A 17,871-nucleotide genomic window follows, 5' to 3' on the forward strand; every position below is an offset into this window, starting at 1 on the left:
TTCCGCCCTACTCGATCGCCTCGACGGTGATCCGGGTCGCCTCGACCTCCTCGACGATCGCGCCCCAACCGCCGACGCGGACCTCGCCGTCGTCGGTGGCGACGATCAGCGTCGCCTGCCCGGCGTAGGCGGCGATCGTCGGGTCGGCGCCGGCGTGCGTCGACTGGGTCGTGTACGTACAGTCGACGACCCGGCCGACGATCGAGCAGTCTTCGCCGGTGTCGGTCCGCCGGCCCTCGACCGTGACGAACAGCGTCCCGCCGGATTCGATGGCGGGTTCGAGGTCGCGCAGACACTCGCGGAGGCCGGCGTACGTGATCGGCGGTTCGGTCGGCCGACCCGAGTAGTGGACCTCCCAGACGTCCCACAGACAGAGGGCGAAGAACCAGTGAAACACGTAGGCGTGAGTCCGGTCGTCGACGATCACGCCGTACTCGTTGATCGAATCGGTGTGCGGGACGAAACACAGCTCCGAGCGGTCGACGAGCACGACGAAGGGCGAGGGAAGCGGGCGGTAGCGCGCCTCGGTGCAGGCCGCTTCGAGCGTCTCTGCCGCGGGCAACGAGTCCTCGTCGCCGTGGAGCGAGAGTCGGACGTCGACGCCGCGGTCGATCGCCGCCGCGAGCGCGGGTTCGAGGTCCGTGAACTCCTCGGGAGTGAGCGACGCCTGCACCCGGTCGGTCGCGCCCTCGATCGCCCCGCGGGCGTGGTCGAACACCGTCTCGAACCGGCCGACGATCCGCGCCTCCCCGAGACCGGTGTGGGGGCGTTCGTACCGCTCTTCGACCGCGTCGCTCGCCCACGCGAAGCGCTCGGCCCGCGCGGAGAGGTCGTCGGTGATCCGGTCGAGGTCGCTCACGCGGGCGTGGAGGCGATCCTGTTCGTAGGTCTCGACGTAGCCGGCGGCCTCGAGGTCGCGCAACACGTCGTAGATCCGGGGGTCGGGCACGCCGCTGGCCTGTGCGATCGTCCGGGCCGAGGCGGCGCCCAGATCCAACAGCGCGACGAAGGCGGCGGCCTGATACGGCGAGAGCCCTCCCTGCTCGAGGACCGCCGCGAGGTCTTCGTCATCGCTCGGCATACGTGTCCGTCCACGCCACGGGCGATAAACGCACCGTTCGCCTCACAGGTCGCCGGTCGCACGCGACCAGACCGGCGTCTTGGGTTCCTCGAGGCGTTCGATCTCCTCGTCGGCGAGCGAGACCGCCACCGACGCGGCGTTCTCCTCGAGGTGGTCGAGCGAGCGAGGCCCGATGATCGGCGCGTCGACGACCTCCTTTTCGAGGAGCCACGCGAGGCTGACCTGCGCCGGCGTGACCCCCTTCTCGGCGGCGAGGTCGCGGACGACGTCGAGCACCGCCCAGTTCTCCTCGGTGAAGCGCTCGCGAGTGTGGTCGTCGGTGGCCGCCCTGCCCTCGTCGGGTTCTTCGCTGCGGTCGTACTTGCCGGTGAGAAAGCCCCCTCCTAACGGCGACCACGGGATCACGCCGACCCCCTGATCCCGGCAGACGGGCAAGAGGTTCTCCTCCTCGTGGCGGTCGACGAGGCTGTACTCGGGTTGCATCGAGACGAACCGTTCATACCTACTGAGCTCGCTCTCGTAGAGCGCCTTCGCGAACTGCCAGCCCATCATCGTCGAGGCGCCGATGTACCGAACGAGGCCCTCGTCGACGAGATAGCTGAGCGCCGAGAGGGTCTCCTCGATCGGCGTCGAGTCGTCCCAGCGGTGGATCTGATACAGGTCGATGTAGTCGGTGCCCAGTCGCTCCAAACTCGCCTCGCACTGGTCGATGACGTGTTTCCGCGAGAGCCCTCCCTGATTGGGGCCCTCGCCCATGGACCCGTAGACCTTGGTGGCGATCACGAGCTCCGAGCGGTCCCGGCCCTCGATCGCCCGGCCGACGATCTCCTCGCTCTCGCCGCGGGAGTAGACGTTCGCGGTGTCCAGGAAGTTGATTCCCAGATCGAGCGCGCGGTCGATGAGTTCGCGGCTCTCCGCTTCGTCGTCGATCATCCACGGCTGGTCGCTCCCGAAGTTCATACAGCCCAGACAGAGCCGCGAGACCTCCAGACCCGTCGAGCCGAGCGTGGTGTACTCCATGTCGACGTCGGATTCGCCGTCCATGGCTGGGCATCGATGCAGGCGGGCAAAAGGGTGGCGCCGGTCCCGTCAGCGTTCCGACTCGCGGAGGATCAGCGGGCCGATCGCGAGCGTCCGTTTCGCGACCGTCGCGATGCGCGCGATGTAGGAGATGAGCAGGAGGAACGGCAGCAGCGTGAACGTAAAGGCCGCGCCGATGATCAGGATCGAGTCGCTCACCCCGACGGTCGTGTTCGGGAACGAGATCCCGCTGTAGAAGCCGAGCATGCTACCGGCGACGAGCAGGGCGGGAACGGAGGTATAGAGGATCATCTGCGAGAGGTCGATCAGCGCCCACTCGAAGTACAGCGTCTTGACGTGTTCGCGCGCCGGCCCGAACATGGACAGCGTCGACTTCAGGTCGTCAAGCAGTCCCACGTTCTCCTCCGTGAGGCTGTCGGAGTGGTCGTTCGCGATGCGCTCGATGTGGAAGATCTTGATCCCGTAGTTGTAGTTGAGCGCGGCGTTGAGCACGCCGAACGAGCCGAAACTCGCGCCCCGCAGTTCGTCCCGGACCTGCTCCGCGTTCCCGATCACGCTCTCGGTGTACTCGTCGACCTCCGCGCGGAGCTGGTCGTCCTCGTTGTCGGCGATCGACGCGCGCAACAGCTTGGCCTGTCGCTCGGTCAGGCTGACGATCTCGCGCAGGAACGCCGAGGGGTCGGCGGGACTCGGCAAGCCGATCATCTCCTCGGTGTACTCCCGGAAGTCCATCGTGTTGCTCATGCGCTCGCGTTGCTCGCCCAGCGGGCCGTTCTCCTGTGAGATCACGAGCTGGCTGATCGTGACGACGAGCGTCGTCCCGGTGATGATCGCGCTGATCATCGTCGAGAACATGTACTCGATCATGCTATCGCGGCGGAGCGACGACTCGAAGTCGGGGACGAACCACTCCCCGATCACGACGAACGCGACGAAAAAGCCGAGCGCCAGCAGGCCGGTGATGAGCAGGCGGTTTCCCGTGAGGGTGGCCCAGAGCTTGATCCGGCTCTCGTTCGAGCGCTCGCGCATCGTGTTGGCGGTACCGATCTCCGCCTCGGCGTCGGACTCGATCGCCGTGTCGACCCCCGGGTCCGTCGGAACGTCCGTTCCCTCGTCCGGGTTCGAATCGCGGTCCGAACTCATGTCGAGGGGTCGACGGGCCGTTTGAACACCAGGTACTTCGTGCCGCCGCCGGTGTACTCGACCGTGGCGGCGAGTTCCCAGCCCTCGGCCCCGAGCTCGTTGAGCTGCGTCTTCGGGTCGGTCGCCTCCTTTTTCGTCGCTTCCCTCGGCGGTCTGAGCGTCTCGTACTCCCAGCGGACGCCGTCGTGACTCATCGGTCGTACTACCGCGCTCCACGCCAAAGTAGCCGTGGTCTGCACGCTCCGTTCGTTCGGTTCGCCGACAGGAGTTACGGGGAGGGGACCTGATCGCGGCCGACGTGGATCTCGTGGGCCTCGATCTCCTCGAAGGCGGCGACCCGCCCGCCGACCGAGACCTCGCCGTCGTCCGTCTCGACGGTCATGGTCGCGACCTCCTCGGTGTCCTCGAAGTCGACGCCCGAGACCCGCCCGCGGACGACGCGTGGCTCGCCGGTCTCGACGTCGCGGCCCTCGACGCTGGCGAAGAACTCGCCGCCGATCTCGTGGACGTCCTTCACGCACCGGCGAATCGAGGCGTACTTCCGGGGGAAGGGCCGCCCGTCGCCGTTCTCGGCGAGCGTCTCGGCGGTGGTCCAGAGGACGGTCCCGAAGAAGCCCGAGACGAGAAAGCCGAGCGCCGAGCGGTTGAAGATCACACCGTAGCGGTCGCGGTCGTCGCGGATCGCGTCCTGCGTCGCGTACACCGAGTACTCCCCGTCCGCGACGACGAGCACGGGCGTCGTGATCCCGCGGCGCGCGCGAGCGACGGTCGAGACCTCCCCGTAGGGGAACTCCTCGGGCGAGGGTGCGCCGCTCGCGGGCGTGACGAGCAGTTCGATGCTGACGCCCGAGGAAAGCGCCTCGCGGAGGTCCTCGGCGAAGCGGTCGAGGAGGTCGGGCGTCAGCGAGAGGATGAGTTCGTACTCGGCGGCCTCGATCACCTCGCCGAGGTGGCGTAGGATCGTCGAGCGGGACTTCACCAGCGAGACGGCCTCGGTCTCGCGGGCGGGTGCGGTGTAGCGCGCTTCCAGTTCGTCGACCATCTCGTCGAGCGATCCCCGAACCCGCCCGAACGCTTCCTCGGGGTCGACCGCGATGATCTGCATCGGGCGAGTCTCCCGGAGTTCGACCAGCCCGCGATCGGAGAGGCTCCGGACGGTGTCGTAGACGCGTGGCTGGGGGATGTCCGTTCGATCGGCGATCTCGCTCGCGGTGAGCTGGCCGTGTTCGAGAACGGTGAGATAGGCGTCGATCTCGTACTCGCCGAGGTTGAACCGCTCGCCGACGGCTTCGAGCGTCGAGCGTAGATCGGGGCTGACCATGGACCGTCTTGCCGCCGCGAGCATATTATATATCCGGATTCGAGTAGCACGTCGTTTCGAAACCGAGTTACATGAACATCCGGTCGTCGGGTCGCTCGTGGGTCTCGGCGGCTTCGAGGCGCTCGGAGAGTTGGGCGTAGTGATTCTGGACCTCGCTCGCGAACGCCTCGAGGGGCCCGGTGTCGAAGTCGAGGTCGTAGACCGCCTTCAGCGTCGAGAGCAGCCGGAGGGCCGCCTCGGCGTCGGGGGTCTGGGCGTGGACCGGCGTGACGAACACGCCCACCCCGAGGTCGGTGTCCATCCCGCGCTCGACGAGGCTCGCGTTCACGCCGTCGAGAAACCCCATCCCCATCGGGTCGACGTCGGTCCCCTCCAACCGGTCGCGGTGGTAGTCCTCGGTGGCGATGTAGAAGGTGCGGTGGTCCTCCGGACCGTGGGCCAGCGGGATCCCCGAGAGGACGGCGACCTCGTCGATCGCGTTGCGGTCGGTCCACCCGAGAATCGCCCGGCTGAACGGGTCGGCCGCCTGCACGGGGACGAACAGTTCTCCCACGAGGACGGTGATGTCGAGATCCGACCGGGAGTACAGCCGGGTGTGGTGGCGCGGACGGCCCTCCGCGAACGGGGTGATCGAGGGGAGGGCCTTGGCGGTGATGTGGCCCGTCTCCTCGAGGTCGAGCTGCGTGGTGAGGTAGTCGACCGCCGTCAGCCCGGCCAGCCCGAACTGCGAGAGTCCGACGAGCAGGGTATCGCCCGTTTCGCCGGCCTCGTGGGTCACGCGAAACGACGCCTCGACGGGGTTCTGAGCCATGACAGGGGTACGACCGGTAGCGTCGTTATTCTATCGCCCGATACGGGTCGGTGATCGGACCCCGCAGGGCGTGAGACGACAACACTTTGGGCGGTCCTCGTGGAACTAGGGACGATGCAGATCGGGCAGACGATCGCCGAGACGATCGAGAGCTTCCTCCAGTGGCTCGTCACCTCGATCACGGGCCGGCTGTTGCTCGCGCTCGCGGTGGTCTTCGTCGGCTGGTACGTCTCGGGCGTGGTCGTCCGGATGCTCGGGCGGCCCGTCGCCCAGCGCTTCGAGCGCCAGAGCCTCTCGCGGACGATCCTCCGCACCATCAAGATCGGCGTGATCCTGTTCTCGGTGGCGATCGCGGCCGGGATCCTCGGCGTCGGCGTCGGCAACATATTCCTCTCCGTGACGGTGATCTCGGCGGTGGTCGGCGTCATCCTCGCGCCCGTCATCGGGAACTACGTCGGCGGGCTGTTCGTCCTCGCGGATCAGCCCTACGAGATCGGCGACATGATCGAGATCGTCGACGCCCAACAGCGGGGGTTCATCGAGGACATCACGCTCCGCTACACCAAGGTGCTCACCGAGGACAACTCGGTGCTCGTGATCCCCAACGCCACCATCAGGGAACGGGACGTGATCAACTACACCGCCGAGGACGAGCGCACGCGGATGACGATGGACATGACCGTCACCTACGAGGGCGACCTCGCGGAGGCGCGCCGGCTGGTCGTGCGGGCGGCCCGGCAGGCCGAGGGCGTCATCGCCGGCGGCCCGACGATCCGCGTCGGCAACGCGCGGTATCCCGCCCGCCCGACCTGTCAGATCCGCGAGTACGCCGACCACGGCGTCGGACTCAGGCTTCGCTACTGGGTGCGAACGCCCTACTACGCCTCGAAGGTCCAGTCGGAGATCCAGGAACGGATCTGGAAGGAACTCGACGACGCCGACGTCGGGATCCCCTACCCCCACACCCACGTCGTCTTCGACGAGACCAGCGGCGAGGCCCGCGTGGCGATGGAGCGCGCCGAAGATCGGGTCCGGCCCGATCCGGACGTCAGCCGCCGACCGTGATCACGGTGCAGTCGAGGTGGTTCCTGAGGAAGCTCTCGATGTCGGGATCGCGTACCAGCCGGTTGATCAGGCGCTTCCAGCGCGAGGCCTGTCTGTTGCCGATGACGACGATGTCGGCGTCCTCGGCCGCGATCTCGTCGAGTATCGTCTCCTCGACCAGGAAGCCCGACCGGACCACGTACCGCACGGTCGGCAACCGACCGAACTCGGTCTCGACCGCGCGCTTCAACTCCGCACGCGTGATCGGATGACCGTTCTGATAGAGGTTGACGTGTAACACGGTCAAGTCGGCGTCGTCGTCTTCTGCGACGTCGAGCGCGCGCTCGACGGTCCGTTTCGAGCGGGCCGAGAGCGGGTACCGGACGGGAACGACGACGCGGGTCACACCCGATTCTCGCCCGCCGACTGGCGTCAACCTTTCCCTTCGATACGGCGTCCCCACCCGTCTATCGCCGGGCCGATCCCCCTCTCGCGGGCGTAGCCGTCGTGACGGCGTCCGAGCTTCGACGCCCACATCGCTGGTCGAACCGGTAGGAGAGCCGTCGAAGCGATCGATCGTCCGCGTTGGGCGGGCGTCAGTGAGCGTATCGCGCGATGGCGTCGCGCAGCGTCAGAACGCTGATCCCCCGCTCCGTGACCCACGACAGCGTCTCGCGAATCCGCTCTTCCGTCACCTCCTCCTTGAACGTGTGCGCGCCGATCACCCCGAGCGCTCCCCGCTCGGCGACCTCGTCGAGGTCCCGGCGCACCGACTCGCGCGAGGTGAACTCGATGAAGTAGTCCCGACGCGTGTAGTAGGGATCGAACCCCTCGGGATCATTGATGCGCGAGCCGTGGCGCGCATTCGCCACCCCCGAGTAGTACTCGGCGACGAACTCGCGGGAGTAGTCGTCGAAGTTGTCGTACGGCGCCAACAGGGTGTCGACCGCAAAGCCCGCGCGTTCGAGCGCGCGCTTCGAGTCGCCAAGCGCGGCGTGCATCTGCTCGGCCGGATACCTAACTCTCGTCTCGCCCGCGACACACGTCTCGTCGATGGGTTCGTCGACCGCGATGTATCGACCGGTGCCGTCGCTGCCGTAGTCGCTCACAGCGCGCTCGAAGACCCGCTCTCCGGTGACGAATTCGATGGTTTTCCCCCGATGATAGCCGTGGCGAATCTCTTCGGGGTAGATGCGCTCGTCGCCGGGGCGGGCGTCCTCAGTGAGTTCGAACGTGCCCAGTGTCGTGTGCTCGGTGGTGTGCGAGGCGACCTCCCAGCCCGCCTCGACCAACTCCTCGAGGTGCGCGACGTCCATACACCCGTTCTGTTGGTAATCCTCACGCCCGAGCCAGTCGCTGACGACGCCGACCGTCGCGGGGGCGTCGAACGCCCGGTGGGCGGGGAACGCCTGGGTGTAGTCTTCGAGGGGGCCGTCGTCGTAGACGAACACCACCGCCCCGCCTTCGGGCGGATCGAGGGGTTCCTCGCGGTCGTCATCGCTATCCGTTTCGTTCCCGTCGGGATCGGTATCGCTCGTGTTTCCGTCGGACGTCCCGTCCGTCTCGGTCCGGAGGCTGCCGAGACAGCCCGAGAGCCCGGCGAGGGACGCCGCGCTCAGTCCGAGGAACGTCCGCCTGGAGGGCGAGGGCTTTTCCATGCCCGATATCCTCGATGGATCGACGTTATTGTCAACTGATTAATTCATAAAACCAGTCAAATAAATGCCGGGTTTCTATCTATCAGTATATTATAATATAATTTGAAATAATTTGGTAGGAGCGCTCTCGAATCGTTTAGGGTAACCCTCAAGCCGTCGGCCGCTGGAAGGAGGGGTATGGAGCGACTGTCGACCGAGGGGGAGACGCTGTACGTCGCGCGCGACGAGGCCGAGCGTGGCTCCGACGGGCCGTTCTACGTCGTCTATCGGACGACGGACCGCCGCGAGCGGTGGGGGTATCTCTGCGGGAACTGCGGGAGCCCGAACACGGCGATGGACACCATGGGCCGGATCGTCTGTAACGACTGTCCCAACCAGCGCAAGCCGACCGAGTGGGACGCGGCCCACGAGTGAGGGTGAACCTTTATCAGCGTGGTCGGCGTAGTAGCTATCGGATGGGACCTGTTAGCATACCACCCGTCGAGCAGGCCCGGTCGATCTTCAACGAACTCGGCTACACGCTGTCGGGAGACGGCACCGAGTTCCGCGCCGAGCGCGAGTGGAAGGTCGTTCACGTAACCGCAACCGCGGACGAAAACGAGGAGTCGATCCCCGACTCGGGTTCGCTTCGGTGTTTCGTCACGTATCGGGAGACGGCCGAATCGCTCGTCCGTCGGCTCTCGGAACTCAAACCCGACTACGAGTGGGCCGTCATCTCGGTGGACGACGGCGCGGACTACGACGTGGTTCACGCGCCGTCGATGCGCGCGTAGCAGGTCTATGACCGAACGTTGATACTCTCGGACCTCGTATCGCCCATACTGTGACCGTACCGAGGGGACCGATCCGACGCCGTGCGCTCCTGTCGGGCGTGGCCGGCGCGTTCGCCGCGAACGCCGGCTGTCTGAGTCGGTTTCAGGCCTCGGTCGACCGCGACACGCCCGAGCAGGTCTCGCTGTCGATCGCGACCGTCCCCGCCGACGAGGACCCCGTCCCCGTGCGGATCGCCCGCCACCTCGCGGAGACCTTCGCGGCCGCCGGGATCGACGTCGGCCTCCAGCCGGTGACGGCCGAGAAGCTCTGGCGGAACGTCCTGCTCAATCAGGACTTCGCCGTCTACGTCGGCCAGTACCCCGGTTACGTCGACCCCGACCACCTCTACGGACTGCTTCACTCGCGCTTCAGCGAGGAACCCGGCTGGCAGAACCCCTTCGGCTACGTGAACGTTCCCGGCGTGGACGAGCCGCTCGAAACCCAACGCGGGGCGAGCGACGGCACCAGAAGCGCGGCGCTCTCGGCGCTCGTAGAGGCCGCCCGCGAGGAGGCCCCGCTGTCGGTCGTCGCCTACCCCGAGGAGCTACGGGCGGTCCGAACCGACCGCTACGCGGGGTGGGACTACCGGTCGCTCGAGTCACCCCTGGGGTATCTCGGGCTGCAGGGGCGAAACGCGGCCGAAAACGGGGGACGCGCGCCCGACACGCTGCGTCTCGGGATCACCGACAGACGGATCACGCACAACCTGAACCCGCTGGCCGTCGAGTACCGCGACCGCTGGATCGTCACCGGGCTGCTCTACGACCCGCTGGGTCGGTACGTCGAGGGGGAGATCGAGCCGTGGCTCGCGAGCGACTGGTCGTGGCTCGACGACCGCCTGCGCGTCAGCCTCCGCGAGGGCCTCACGTGGCACGACGGGGAGGCCCTGACCGCCGCCGACGTCGCCTTCACCTACCGCCTGCTCGAGGACACCACCTACACCGAAGAGAACCCCACCGTTCCGGCCCCCTGTTTCCGCGCACAGAGTACGCTGGTCGGGGGGGTCGAGGTCACCGGCGAGCGGACGGTCGAGTTCGCGCTCGACGCCGACCCCGAGATCGGCCTGCACGCGCTCACCGTCCCGATCCTGCCGATGCACGTCTGGGAGGAGCGGACCACGCTCACCTCGATCGCGGGCTTCGACCTCGACAACGTCACCGAGGCGCTCGTCGTGAACAACATGGACCCCGTCGGCTCGGGGCCGCTCCGGTTCGAGGCGGCGACGCCCGATTCCCGCCTCGAACTCGTCCGCAACGAGGACCACTTCCTCGTCGGCCTCTCCGACGGCTCCCTCCCGGCCTTCGCGGGCGGGCCGCCGTACGAGCGGATGGTCTTCGTCTACTCGCCCTCGCAGGCGAACGTCGTCGAGGGGGTTCAGGCGGGCGACTTCGACGCCAGTGCGAGGGCGCTGCCGCCGACGGAGATCGAGCGTGCCGAGGGGGCGAGCGAGGTCGAACTCGCCGGCGGGGCGACAAGCGCGTACTACCACGTCGGGTTCAACACGCGCAACGCGCCGCTGTCGAACCCGCGGTTCAGACGCGCGCTCTCGCGGCTGCTCGACAGGGAGTTCCTGCGTACGGAGGTGTTCGATGGTCACGCGATTCCGGCGTTCAGCCCCATCACGGTCGGCGGGCCGAGCGACGAGTGGTACACGGGCCACGGGTCGGGGTTCGCAGGGGAGAGCGGTACCGGAACCGTCGATCCCGAGGTCGCACACGACCTCTTCCGTGAGGCAGGGTATATATACAACGAGAGCGGAGAACTGGTCGTGCGCTGAGGAATGCTGACAGGACTGATAACGGTACTGCTGTCCATCGTCGTGGTCGTGAGCGTCCTGCTCGTGATCGGGTCGGTCCTCTGTATCGGCCGCGGACCGCTCCGCGAACTCCGGGCCGACCTGAAACCCCGAATCCGACGAGCGGCCCCCGCGATCGGGCTGCTGGTGGTCGTGCTGGTGCTCAACAGCCTCACCCGCCGGACCGCCCAGCGGCTGTCGTGGCTGATCGGCTTCGAGATCACCGACCAGATCTTCCGGCTCGAAGGGACGTTCGTCGCGTGGATCCAGACGTTCCAGACGACCGAGCTGACCCTGTACTTCTCGGCCGTCTACGTCTACGGCTACGCCTTCCTGCTCGTCTTCCCGCTGCTCGCGTACCTCGCGCTTCCCGAACAGCGAACCCTACAAGAGCTCACGATCGCCTACACCGCCAACTACGCGCTCGGGCTCGTCTGTTACCTGTTGTTCGTCGCCTACGGCCCGCGAAACCTCGACATCGCCGAGCAGCTCATGTACAACGTCTACCCCTCCTCGCGCCTGCTCACGAGCGCCATCAACACCAACACGAACGTGTTTCCCTCGCTTCACACCTCGCTCTCGGTGACGGTGTTGCTCTTCGCGTGGCGCACCCGCGAGGCCTACCCGCGATGGCTCGCCATCGCGGCGGTGCTGGCGACGAGCGTCGTGATCTCGACGATGTATCTCGGGATCCACTGGGCGACCGACGTCGTCGCGGGGACGGTCCTGGCGGCCGTCAGCGTCTGGATCGGGGTCAAGAGCGCGGATCGCTGGCGCGAGACCGTGACGGATGCGGCCCCCCGGATCACCGGCGCGCTTCGTTCGCGCCTGTGAGGTGCGAGGCCTGCGTCGAAGCTCACGCCTCCCGCTCCGTATCCCGGACGCCTCGCTGATACGACGGAGAACGCCGGGATCCACTGCCGTCGCCGACGAGCATCGGATGGAGGATCGCAATAAATGGATTGTTATGACAACCCATATTCGGATCAACGGCAGGGGATTTCGTTACACTGTGTTTCAGCACCGGCTACCACAGGGCGAAGCCGATGGGGTACCGAGCAGGGGACGAACGGAGACGACGGCGGCGGTGGGATCGTCACGCCGACAGCGGGGCTGACGCCGTATGGCTGCGATCATTCAGCTTCGGTTTCCGGCAACGGAGGCGACGCTGGGAGGGACGATCGCTGCAGTCCCCGGAGTCCGGATGGAGGTCGAGAAGTTCGCGAGCGCCGCCGACGAATCGAAACGTCCGCTGATCTGGATCCAGACCGACGACTACGGGGCCGTCGACGGGGCGCTCTCCGCCGATCCGACGGTCGCCAGCCACGCGGTCGTCGGCGAGGCGGAGGGTCGTCGGCTCTACGAACTGGCGTGGACCGACCCGGCGGACGTGACGTTCTGCGCGCTGGAACGGTTCGGCGGTCATCTCCGATACGCGAGCCTCACGGACGGACAGTGGGCCGTCGAACTCCTCTTTCCGACCCGGGAACGGCTCTCGCGGATGTACGAGGCCATCACCGAGCGCGGACTCCCGATCACCGTCGACTCGATCCACGAGTTGGACGAGGCGACCGCCGATCGACCGCTGACGGAGAACCAGCGACGGACGCTCGAAACGGCCCTCGCGACGGGGTACTACGACATCCCCCGCGAAACGACCCTCTCGGACCTCGCGGAGGAGATGGACGTCTCGCACCAAGCGCTCTCCGAACGGCTCCGACGGGCGCACAAACAGCTCGTCACGACCGCCCTCAACGGCCATCCTATGAACGGGCCCACCGATCTCGAGACGGATCGACCGCACCGCTGAAGATCGATCCCGGAGGCGACTCAGGTCTTATATGGCACGGTGAGCACGGTGTGGTAATGAGCATCATCGTCGAGTTCACCGTTCCCGCCGAGGAGTTCACGCTGTACGAGACGCTCTGTATCGTCCCCGAGACGACCGTCGAGGTCGAACGCGTCGTCGCTCACGCCGACGACTGGATCGTCCCGTACTTCTGGGCGTCGGGGGGCGACCAGGAGGACTTCGAGCGGGCGGCCCGCGAGGACCCATCGGTCGAGGACCTCACCAGACTCGATCAGCGCGACGGCGCGGCGCTGTACCGCGCCGAGTGGGTCGAGGACGTCGAAACGGTGGCGTACGCCTACACGCAGACGGGCGCGACGCTCCTCGACGCGTCGGGAAGGGACGGTCGCTGGGAACTCCAGTTGCGCTTCGACACCGAAGGGGACTCCTCGGCCTTCTGGGACCACCTCGAAAAGAGCGACCGGAGCGCCGACCTCCACCGCCTCTACAGGCCGACACAGCCACGGATGGAGGGACAACCGGGGCTGACGGACCTCCAGCACGACACCCTGGTTACGGCGCTATCCGCCGGCTACTACGAGATCCCGCGTTCCCTCTCGATGAAGGAACTGGCCGACGAACTCGGGGTCTCCCAGCAGGCGCTCTCGAACCGGCTCCGGCGGGGCCACCGGACGCTGGTCGAGAACGGCCTCACGGTCAACCTGACCCACGAGGACGACACCTAGCGGGAGGCGGCCCGAGAGTTAAGTGGATTCCGCGGGAACAGGGGAGTGCACATGGTCTTCAAGAAGGTCACGCTGATCGGGACGAGCACCGAGAGCTTCGACGCCGCGGCCGACGACGCGATCGCGCGCGCCCAGAACACCCTCGAGAACGTCTACTGGGCGGAGGTCGAGGAGTTCGGCGTCGAACTCAAGAACGTGGACGAACCCGAGTACCAGGCGACCCTCGAGGTCGCCTTCGAAGTCGAGGACTGAACCGGTTTCCGGAACCCGTTTTCGCGATGAAATGAGAGGGGCGGTGCGGTGGCCTCGCTTCGCGGCTTTGCCGCGAAGCGAACGGGGAAAGGCTGGCGTCCCCGGAAGTGGCGCGTGATCACGCGCCGCGACTCGGCGGTACCTGGCGGTCATAGAAAATCTTCGATTTTCTAGATCTCGCGGGAACGCAGTTCTCGCGGACCTCGCGATGGCTCCGCCATCGCTCAGCCCGAAAAGACCGCGAAGCGGTCTTTTCTTGGGCATGAAAAGGGCGAAGCGCGAGCGCCAGCGAGCGCTGAGGGCTTTCAGGTGCGGAAGGACTCCCCGCAGCCACATTCGCTGACGACGTTCGGGTTCTCGACGTGGAAGCCCGCACCCTGGAGGCCGGACTCGTAATCGAGGACGCTCCCCTCGATGTAGCGCATGCTCGCGGGGTCGACGAACACGCGCAGGCCGTGGTGTTCGTAGACGGTGTCGTCCTCCTCGGGTTCGTCGTCGAAGCGCATCCCGTACGAGAGGCCGGCACAGCCACCTTGCTGGACGAACAGGCGCAGGCCCGCGATTCCGGTGTCCAATCCCTCGCCCTCCAGCAGATCGAGTGCCTGCTCTGCGGCCGTCGGGGAGACCTGGATCTCCGGGTCCGCGCCGGCGGCGGTCTCGGTGCTCATGTCCTATGGTCTATCGCCGAGGCGGTTAACTGTGACGCCCACTCACACTACCGATCGAACAGGCGTTCGCGCTCGCGGTCCAGTTCCTCGGGCTCGGTTTCGAGCAGGCGCTCGAGCCGATGGTCGAACTCCTCGTCGCCGATCTCGCCGCGGGCGTATCGTTTCCGGAGGGCCGAGAGCGGGTCGTCACCGCCGGGTTCGGGGACCGCTCGTGACTCGGTTTCCCGCTCGCGTCGGACCGTATCGAGGGTCGCGGATACCGGGTTCCCCCCGGTCTGCCACCAGTACCACGCCCCGAGGAGCATCGCCAGCGCGAGCAGCCACGGCGCTTCGAGGATCGACAGGGGGAGAACGATCACCAGCAGGAGGATCGCGAAGACGATCAGCAACGTTTCCCTGTCCTCGGAGTCCATGTTATCGCGTAGCCGACTAGCTGTAAAAAAACGTCGTCTACTCCCGGAGTCGGTCCCGGTCGACCTCGCGTTCGTCGCGCTCGCGCACCCTGACGGCGACGCTCTCGGCGTGGCCTTCGAGACCCTCCGCGCGCGCGAGCGTGTCGATGGTGTCCGAAAGCGAGTCGAGCCCATCGGGCGAGAGGCGCTGGACCGTGCTCGCCCGGAGGAAGTGTTCGACCGACAGGCCGCCCGTGACCTTCGCCAGTCCGTTGGTGGGGAGGACGTGGTTCGTGCCGCTGGCGTAGTCGCCCGCGGCGACGGGCGTGTAGGGTCCCAGAAAGACGCTTCCCGCGTTGTCGATCCGTTCGAGGATCGACTCGTCCTCGTCGGCCTGGATCGAGAGGTGTTCTGCGGCGTACGCCTCGGCGAAGGAGATCGCCTCGCTCATCGACCGGGCGAGAAAGACGCCGCTCGCGTCGTTGTCGAGCGCCCCGCGGATCGTCCCCTCGCGCTCGCGGGCGGCGGCCTGTCGGTCGGTGGCCTCCGCGACCGCCTCGGCGACCTCGCGGTCGGTCGCGACCGCGACCACCGAGGCGTTCTCGTCGTGTTCGGCCTGCGCGAGCAGGTCCGCGGCGACGAACTCGGGGTCGGCCGTCGCGTCGGCGATCACGAGGACCTCGCTGGGTCCTGCCAAAAAGTCGATCTCGCAGTCCCCCTTGACCTCGGCTTTGGCGGCCGTGACCCAGCGGTTTCCGGGCCCGACGACCTTCTGGACGCGGGTGACCGACTCGGTGCCGTAGGCGAGCGCCCCGATCGCCTGTGCGCCGCCGACGCTGTAGACCTCGTCCGCGCCCGCGGCGTGGATCGCCGCCAGCGTCACGGGGTTGATCTCCTTCGCGGGCGGGGTCGCCACGCAGACGGTCTCGACGCCCGCGACGGTCGCGGGGATCACCCCCATCAGCGCGCTGGAGGGATAGGCCGCCGCGCCGCCGGGGACGTAGACGCCGACGCGCTCGATGGGTCGGAACCGCCGGCCGAGTTCGCGCCCGTCGTCGAACTCCTCGCGCCAGTCGGCCGGGAGTTGGCGCTCGTGGAACTCACGGACGTTCTCGGCGGCGGTCTCGATCGCCTCTCTGGTTTCGTCGTCGATCGCCTCGTAGGCGCGCTCCGTGGCGTCGGTCACGTCGAGGTTGCCCACGTCAACGTCGTCGAACTCACGGCAGAACTCCCTGACCGCGACGTCGCCCTCCTCGCGGACGCGCTCTACGATCCCGCGGACGTCGCCTCGAATCGCCTCGATGCCGGCGTCGCGCTCGAACAGCGCGCGGCGACGCTCGGGGCCGAGGTCGGCGATGGACTGGACGTTCATACCCGCAGTTGAACCCTGTCCCGAAAAGTCGTTTCCATCGCGTTACGCCAGCAGGCCGGCGACGAGCACGATCAGGAGGACGGCCGCGGCCGACCCGCCGAACACCAGCACGAACGCGAGCACCGTCCCGAGCATCCCGTCGTCGTAGAGGAACTCCTCTGCGATCCCACGCAGGTCGCGTACCAGCGTCGTGAGTTGATCGGCCATGATCGTGTCGTGTACCGATAGGTGTCGAAACCCTATCAGCGATCCGGTGTGGGACCCACGCCGAACTGGTGGCGTGTGAGATGTCGCCCGGAACACTAACGACCGGTCTCATCCCGAGGCGGCGTGCCGCGTCGACCGGGAAACCCTCGTGCCGGGCGGGTTGCGCAGAGCGCAACCGGATGCCGAGGCGGTGGAAACCGCCGAGGCAAAGCGTGGTTTCCTCGAAACCACGAAACGAGCCGGTGGATGCCGGCGAGTCCGTTCGCAGTCGTTCCGCGTTCGGTCACGGACGGACCGGAATATCGCACACCTGGGTTCGCCGCACGATCATCGCTCCCGAGTGGGAGAACTCCGGCGGGGACTTGTGGTGCGCACCGGCTCTAGGGGCGGCGGGCGATTAAGCCCTGTGGCTCCGCGGCGGGACCGTCGAACGAGGACAGGTACTTGCTCGTCCGCTCCCTAGATCCGGTCCCGATGACCCTCCCCGACAGAGGCGCGCTCTCGCGTCGCGAGTACCTGAAGGCGCTGGTCGCCGCCGGCGGGACGAGCGCGCTCGCGGCCTGTCTCGACGAGGAGTCGGCGGTCGAGATCCCGGCGGGCGATCCCGCCGCCGTCCCCGCCCGCCAGCACGCGTGGAACGCCGTCCTCTCGGGCGACGATAACGAGAACATCGTCCCCGCCCGCCACCACGTCCTGCTGTCGCTCACCCTCGCCCGCGACCCGACCGAGGAGGACCGCGAGCGTTTCGGGCGCGCGCTCGAAACGCTCGAACGCGCCTACGAGTGGAGCCACGAGGGGCTGTTGTTCACCGTCGGCTACACCCCCGCGTACTTCGAGCGAGTGGGATGGAACGGCCTGCCCGAACCCACGGCGCTGACCGAGTTCGAGGACCCGGAGTTCGAGGACGGCGATCTTCAGGTCCACCTGGCGAGCGACCACCCGCAGGCGGTGCTCGCCGCCGAGGAGGCGCTGGTGGGCGAGGTCGAGGAGGTGAACGGCGTTGGGGTCGAGGAGTCGATCGAGGACCTGATCGACTCCCGAGAACGGCTCACCGGCTTCGTCGGCCCCGGACTGCCAGCCGAGCACCAGGACACGCCGGGCGTTCCCGACTCCGAGCCGATCCACGAGGAGGCCCCCTTCTTCATGGGGTTTCGCTCCGGGTTCGAGGAGAGCCAGGCGAGCGAGGACCGCGTGACGATCGAGGAGGGGCCGTTCGCCGGGGGCACCACACAGCACGTCGAGACGCTGTCGATCGACCTCCGGCAGTGGTACGAACAGGACTCGCAGTTCCAGCGGGTGGCGAAGCTCTTCAGCCACCAACACGCCGAGGAGGGACTGGTGGGCGAGTACGGCGAGAAGCTCGACGAGTCGAACGCGCTCACGGCCGAGCGGATCGCGAACACGACCGAGGACGCCCGTCGCTACGGCGTCGTCGGCCACGCCCAGAAGGCCGCACGCGCCCGCGAGGACGGCGAACCGCTCCTCCTTCGCCGTGATTTCAACACCACCGACGACGACCGCCCCGGCCTGCACTTCCTCTCGCTCCAGCGCGAGATCGACGAGTTCGTCCGGGTGCGCGAGGCGATGACCGGCACGGATCTCGCCGAGGAGACCGGAATCGGCTCGATCACCAACAACGGGATCCTCCAGTACCTCACCGTGCGCCGTCGGGGCAACTACCTCCTCCCGCCGCACGATCTCCGGGCGTTCCCGGAGCCGTAGTCCCGGGCCTCGTGGG

Annotated in this window: 21 protein-coding genes; 9 read left to right on the plus strand and 12 right to left on the minus strand. The window is 67.3% G+C overall.

Annotation, left to right across the window (positions count from 1 at the left end):
- Positions 1-7 precede the first annotated feature (7 nt).
- From QRT08_RS05385 to QRT08_RS05410, 6 genes are all read right to left on the minus strand, one after another.
- Positions 8-1,081, minus strand: coding sequence for a TrmB family transcriptional regulator (locus QRT08_RS05385; protein ID WP_286044887.1), 1,074 nt, complete (start codon positions 1,079-1,081; stop codon positions 8-10).
- Between the two features lie 42 nt (positions 1,082-1,123).
- Positions 1,124-2,101 (minus strand): aldo/keto reductase, encoded by a 978-nt coding sequence (locus QRT08_RS05390; protein ID WP_369684818.1) that lies wholly within the window; start codon positions 2,099-2,101, stop codon positions 1,124-1,126.
- Between the two features lie 69 nt (positions 2,102-2,170).
- A complete protein-coding gene (locus tag QRT08_RS05395) occupies positions 2,171-3,265 on the minus strand; it encodes a DUF7972 family membrane protein (protein WP_286044889.1) in 1,095 nt (364 codons plus the stop codon).
- Positions 3,262-3,459 (minus strand): Sp36 family protein, encoded by a 198-nt coding sequence (sp36, locus tag QRT08_RS05400; RefSeq protein ID WP_286044890.1) that lies wholly within the window; start codon positions 3,457-3,459, stop codon positions 3,262-3,264. The genes QRT08_RS05395 and sp36 overlap by 4 nt, the downstream gene beginning before the upstream one ends.
- 74 nt (positions 3,460-3,533) lie before the next feature.
- A complete protein-coding gene (gene trmB, locus QRT08_RS05405; RefSeq protein ID WP_286044891.1) occupies positions 3,534-4,586 on the minus strand; it encodes an HTH-type sugar sensing transcriptional regulator TrmB in 1,053 nt (350 codons plus the stop codon).
- A gap of 67 nt (positions 4,587-4,653) precedes the next feature.
- Positions 4,654-5,397, minus strand: a complete 744-nt coding sequence (locus tag QRT08_RS05410; RefSeq protein ID WP_286044892.1) for a proteasome assembly chaperone family protein — start codon at positions 5,395-5,397, stop codon at positions 4,654-4,656.
- Between the two features lie 114 nt (positions 5,398-5,511).
- On the opposite strand from QRT08_RS05410, the gene QRT08_RS05415 reads away from it, so the two are divergent.
- A complete protein-coding gene (locus QRT08_RS05415) occupies positions 5,512-6,462 on the plus strand; it encodes a mechanosensitive ion channel family protein (protein WP_286044893.1) in 951 nt (316 codons plus the stop codon).
- Here the strand turns inward: QRT08_RS05415 and QRT08_RS05420 are convergent.
- Together QRT08_RS05420 and QRT08_RS05425 are read right to left on the minus strand one after the other, a co-directional pair.
- Positions 6,446-6,847: a universal stress protein gene (locus QRT08_RS05420; protein ID WP_286044894.1), complete on the minus strand. Its 402-nt coding sequence runs from the start codon at positions 6,845-6,847 to the stop codon at positions 6,446-6,448. The genes QRT08_RS05415 and QRT08_RS05420 overlap by 17 nt on opposite strands.
- Positions 6,848-7,037: 190 nt before the next feature.
- Positions 7,038-8,099: a polysaccharide deacetylase family protein gene (locus QRT08_RS05425; RefSeq protein WP_286044895.1), complete on the minus strand. Its 1,062-nt coding sequence runs from the start codon at positions 8,097-8,099 to the stop codon at positions 7,038-7,040.
- A 177-nt stretch (positions 8,100-8,276) separates the two neighbouring features.
- Between QRT08_RS05425 and QRT08_RS05430 the strand changes: the two genes are divergently transcribed.
- The 7 genes from QRT08_RS05430 to QRT08_RS05460 all read left to right on the plus strand — a co-directional run bounded on the left by QRT08_RS05430 (position 8,277) and on the right by QRT08_RS05460 (position 13,494).
- Positions 8,277-8,513: a DUF5816 domain-containing protein gene (locus QRT08_RS05430; protein ID WP_286044896.1), complete on the plus strand. Its 237-nt coding sequence runs from the start codon at positions 8,277-8,279 to the stop codon at positions 8,511-8,513.
- A 41-nt stretch (positions 8,514-8,554) separates the two neighbouring features.
- Entirely contained in the window at positions 8,555-8,872 is a 318-nt protein-coding gene (locus QRT08_RS05435) for a DUF7116 family protein (protein ID WP_286044897.1), read from the plus strand.
- Between the two features lie 50 nt (positions 8,873-8,922).
- Complete coding sequence (locus QRT08_RS05440) at positions 8,923-10,689, plus strand: ABC transporter substrate-binding protein (RefSeq protein ID WP_286044898.1); 1,767 nt, start codon at positions 8,923-8,925, stop codon at positions 10,687-10,689.
- Between the two features lie 3 nt (positions 10,690-10,692).
- Entirely contained in the window at positions 10,693-11,541 is an 849-nt protein-coding gene (locus QRT08_RS05445; protein WP_286044899.1) for a phosphatase PAP2 family protein, read from the plus strand.
- 289 nt (positions 11,542-11,830) lie between these two features.
- Positions 11,831-12,517, plus strand: coding sequence for a helix-turn-helix domain-containing protein (locus tag QRT08_RS05450; protein ID WP_286044900.1), 687 nt, complete (start codon positions 11,831-11,833; stop codon positions 12,515-12,517).
- Positions 12,518-12,573: 56 nt separating this feature from the next.
- On the plus strand, positions 12,574-13,242 hold the full coding sequence (locus tag QRT08_RS05455) for a helix-turn-helix domain-containing protein (RefSeq protein WP_286044901.1): 669 nt from the start codon (positions 12,574-12,576) through the stop codon (positions 13,240-13,242).
- A gap of 51 nt (positions 13,243-13,293) precedes the next feature.
- Positions 13,294-13,494, plus strand: a complete 201-nt coding sequence (locus QRT08_RS05460) for a dodecin (RefSeq protein ID WP_286044902.1) — start codon at positions 13,294-13,296, stop codon at positions 13,492-13,494.
- Between the two features lie 305 nt (positions 13,495-13,799).
- Here QRT08_RS05460 and QRT08_RS05465 read toward each other — a convergent pair whose 3' ends face one another.
- The 4 genes from QRT08_RS05465 to QRT08_RS05480 are packed head-to-tail and all read right to left on the minus strand — an operon-like array spanning position 13,800 to position 16,133.
- A complete protein-coding gene (locus QRT08_RS05465; RefSeq protein ID WP_286044903.1) occupies positions 13,800-14,162 on the minus strand; it encodes a HesB/IscA family protein in 363 nt (120 codons plus the stop codon).
- A gap of 47 nt (positions 14,163-14,209) precedes the next feature.
- Positions 14,210-14,575, minus strand: a complete 366-nt coding sequence (locus QRT08_RS05470) for an SHOCT domain-containing protein (protein ID WP_286044904.1) — start codon at positions 14,573-14,575, stop codon at positions 14,210-14,212.
- A 37-nt stretch (positions 14,576-14,612) separates the two neighbouring features.
- The gene (gene hisD / locus QRT08_RS05475; RefSeq protein WP_286044905.1) at positions 14,613-15,926 is read right to left on the minus strand and encodes a histidinol dehydrogenase; all 1,314 of its coding nucleotides are present in this window, start codon (positions 15,924-15,926) and stop codon (positions 14,613-14,615) included.
- A gap of 42 nt (positions 15,927-15,968) precedes the next feature.
- The gene (locus QRT08_RS05480) at positions 15,969-16,133 is read right to left on the minus strand and encodes a hypothetical protein (RefSeq protein ID WP_286044906.1); all 165 of its coding nucleotides are present in this window, start codon (positions 16,131-16,133) and stop codon (positions 15,969-15,971) included.
- Positions 16,134-16,607: 474 nt separating this feature from the next.
- Here QRT08_RS05480 and QRT08_RS05485 point away from each other — a divergent pair, with 474 nt between their 5' ends.
- Positions 16,608-17,855: a DUF7405 family protein gene (locus tag QRT08_RS05485; protein WP_286044907.1), complete on the plus strand. Its 1,248-nt coding sequence runs from the start codon at positions 16,608-16,610 to the stop codon at positions 17,853-17,855.
- Positions 17,856-17,871 lie beyond the last annotated feature (16 nt).

Source organism: Halalkalicoccus sp. NIPERK01 (genome assembly GCF_030287405.1).
Classification (GTDB): Archaea; Halobacteriota; Halobacteria; order Halobacteriales; family Halalkalicoccaceae; genus Halalkalicoccus.

Coding starts and splice junctions, on each gene's coding strand:
- QRT08_RS05385 (WP_286044887.1), bottom strand. CDS start 1,081: ATGCCGAGCGATGACGAAGACCTCGCGGCGGTCCTCGAGCAGGGAGGG.
- QRT08_RS05390 (WP_369684818.1), bottom strand. CDS start 2,101: ATGGAGTACACCACGCTCGGCTCGACGGGTCTGGAGGTCTCGCGGCTC.
- QRT08_RS05395 (WP_286044889.1), bottom strand. CDS start 3,265: ATGAGTTCGGACCGCGATTCGAACCCGGACGAGGGAACGGACGTTCCG.
- sp36 (WP_286044890.1), bottom strand. CDS start 3,459: ATGAGTCACGACGGCGTCCGCTGGGAGTACGAGACGCTCAGACCGCCG.
- trmB (WP_286044891.1), bottom strand. CDS start 4,586: ATGGTCAGCCCCGATCTACGCTCGACGCTCGAAGCCGTCGGCGAGCGG.
- QRT08_RS05410 (WP_286044892.1), bottom strand. CDS start 5,397: ATGGCTCAGAACCCCGTCGAGGCGTCGTTTCGCGTGACCCACGAGGCC.
- QRT08_RS05415 (WP_286044893.1), top strand. CDS start 5,512: ATGCAGATCGGGCAGACGATCGCCGAGACGATCGAGAGCTTCCTCCAG.
- QRT08_RS05425 (WP_286044895.1), bottom strand. CDS start 8,099: ATGGAAAAGCCCTCGCCCTCCAGGCGGACGTTCCTCGGACTGAGCGCG.
- QRT08_RS05430 (WP_286044896.1), top strand. CDS start 8,277: ATGGAGCGACTGTCGACCGAGGGGGAGACGCTGTACGTCGCGCGCGAC.
- QRT08_RS05435 (WP_286044897.1), top strand. CDS start 8,555: ATGGGACCTGTTAGCATACCACCCGTCGAGCAGGCCCGGTCGATCTTC.
- QRT08_RS05445 (WP_286044899.1), top strand. CDS start 10,693: ATGCTGACAGGACTGATAACGGTACTGCTGTCCATCGTCGTGGTCGTG.
- QRT08_RS05450 (WP_286044900.1), top strand. CDS start 11,831: ATGGCTGCGATCATTCAGCTTCGGTTTCCGGCAACGGAGGCGACGCTG.
- QRT08_RS05455 (WP_286044901.1), top strand. CDS start 12,574: ATGAGCATCATCGTCGAGTTCACCGTTCCCGCCGAGGAGTTCACGCTG.
- QRT08_RS05460 (WP_286044902.1), top strand. CDS start 13,294: ATGGTCTTCAAGAAGGTCACGCTGATCGGGACGAGCACCGAGAGCTTC.
- QRT08_RS05465 (WP_286044903.1), bottom strand. CDS start 14,162: ATGAGCACCGAGACCGCCGCCGGCGCGGACCCGGAGATCCAGGTCTCC.
- QRT08_RS05470 (WP_286044904.1), bottom strand. CDS start 14,575: ATGGACTCCGAGGACAGGGAAACGTTGCTGATCGTCTTCGCGATCCTC.
- hisD (WP_286044905.1), bottom strand. CDS start 15,926: ATGAACGTCCAGTCCATCGCCGACCTCGGCCCCGAGCGTCGCCGCGCG.
- QRT08_RS05480 (WP_286044906.1), bottom strand. CDS start 16,133: ATGGCCGATCAACTCACGACGCTGGTACGCGACCTGCGTGGGATCGCA.
- QRT08_RS05485 (WP_286044907.1), top strand. CDS start 16,608: ATGACCCTCCCCGACAGAGGCGCGCTCTCGCGTCGCGAGTACCTGAAG.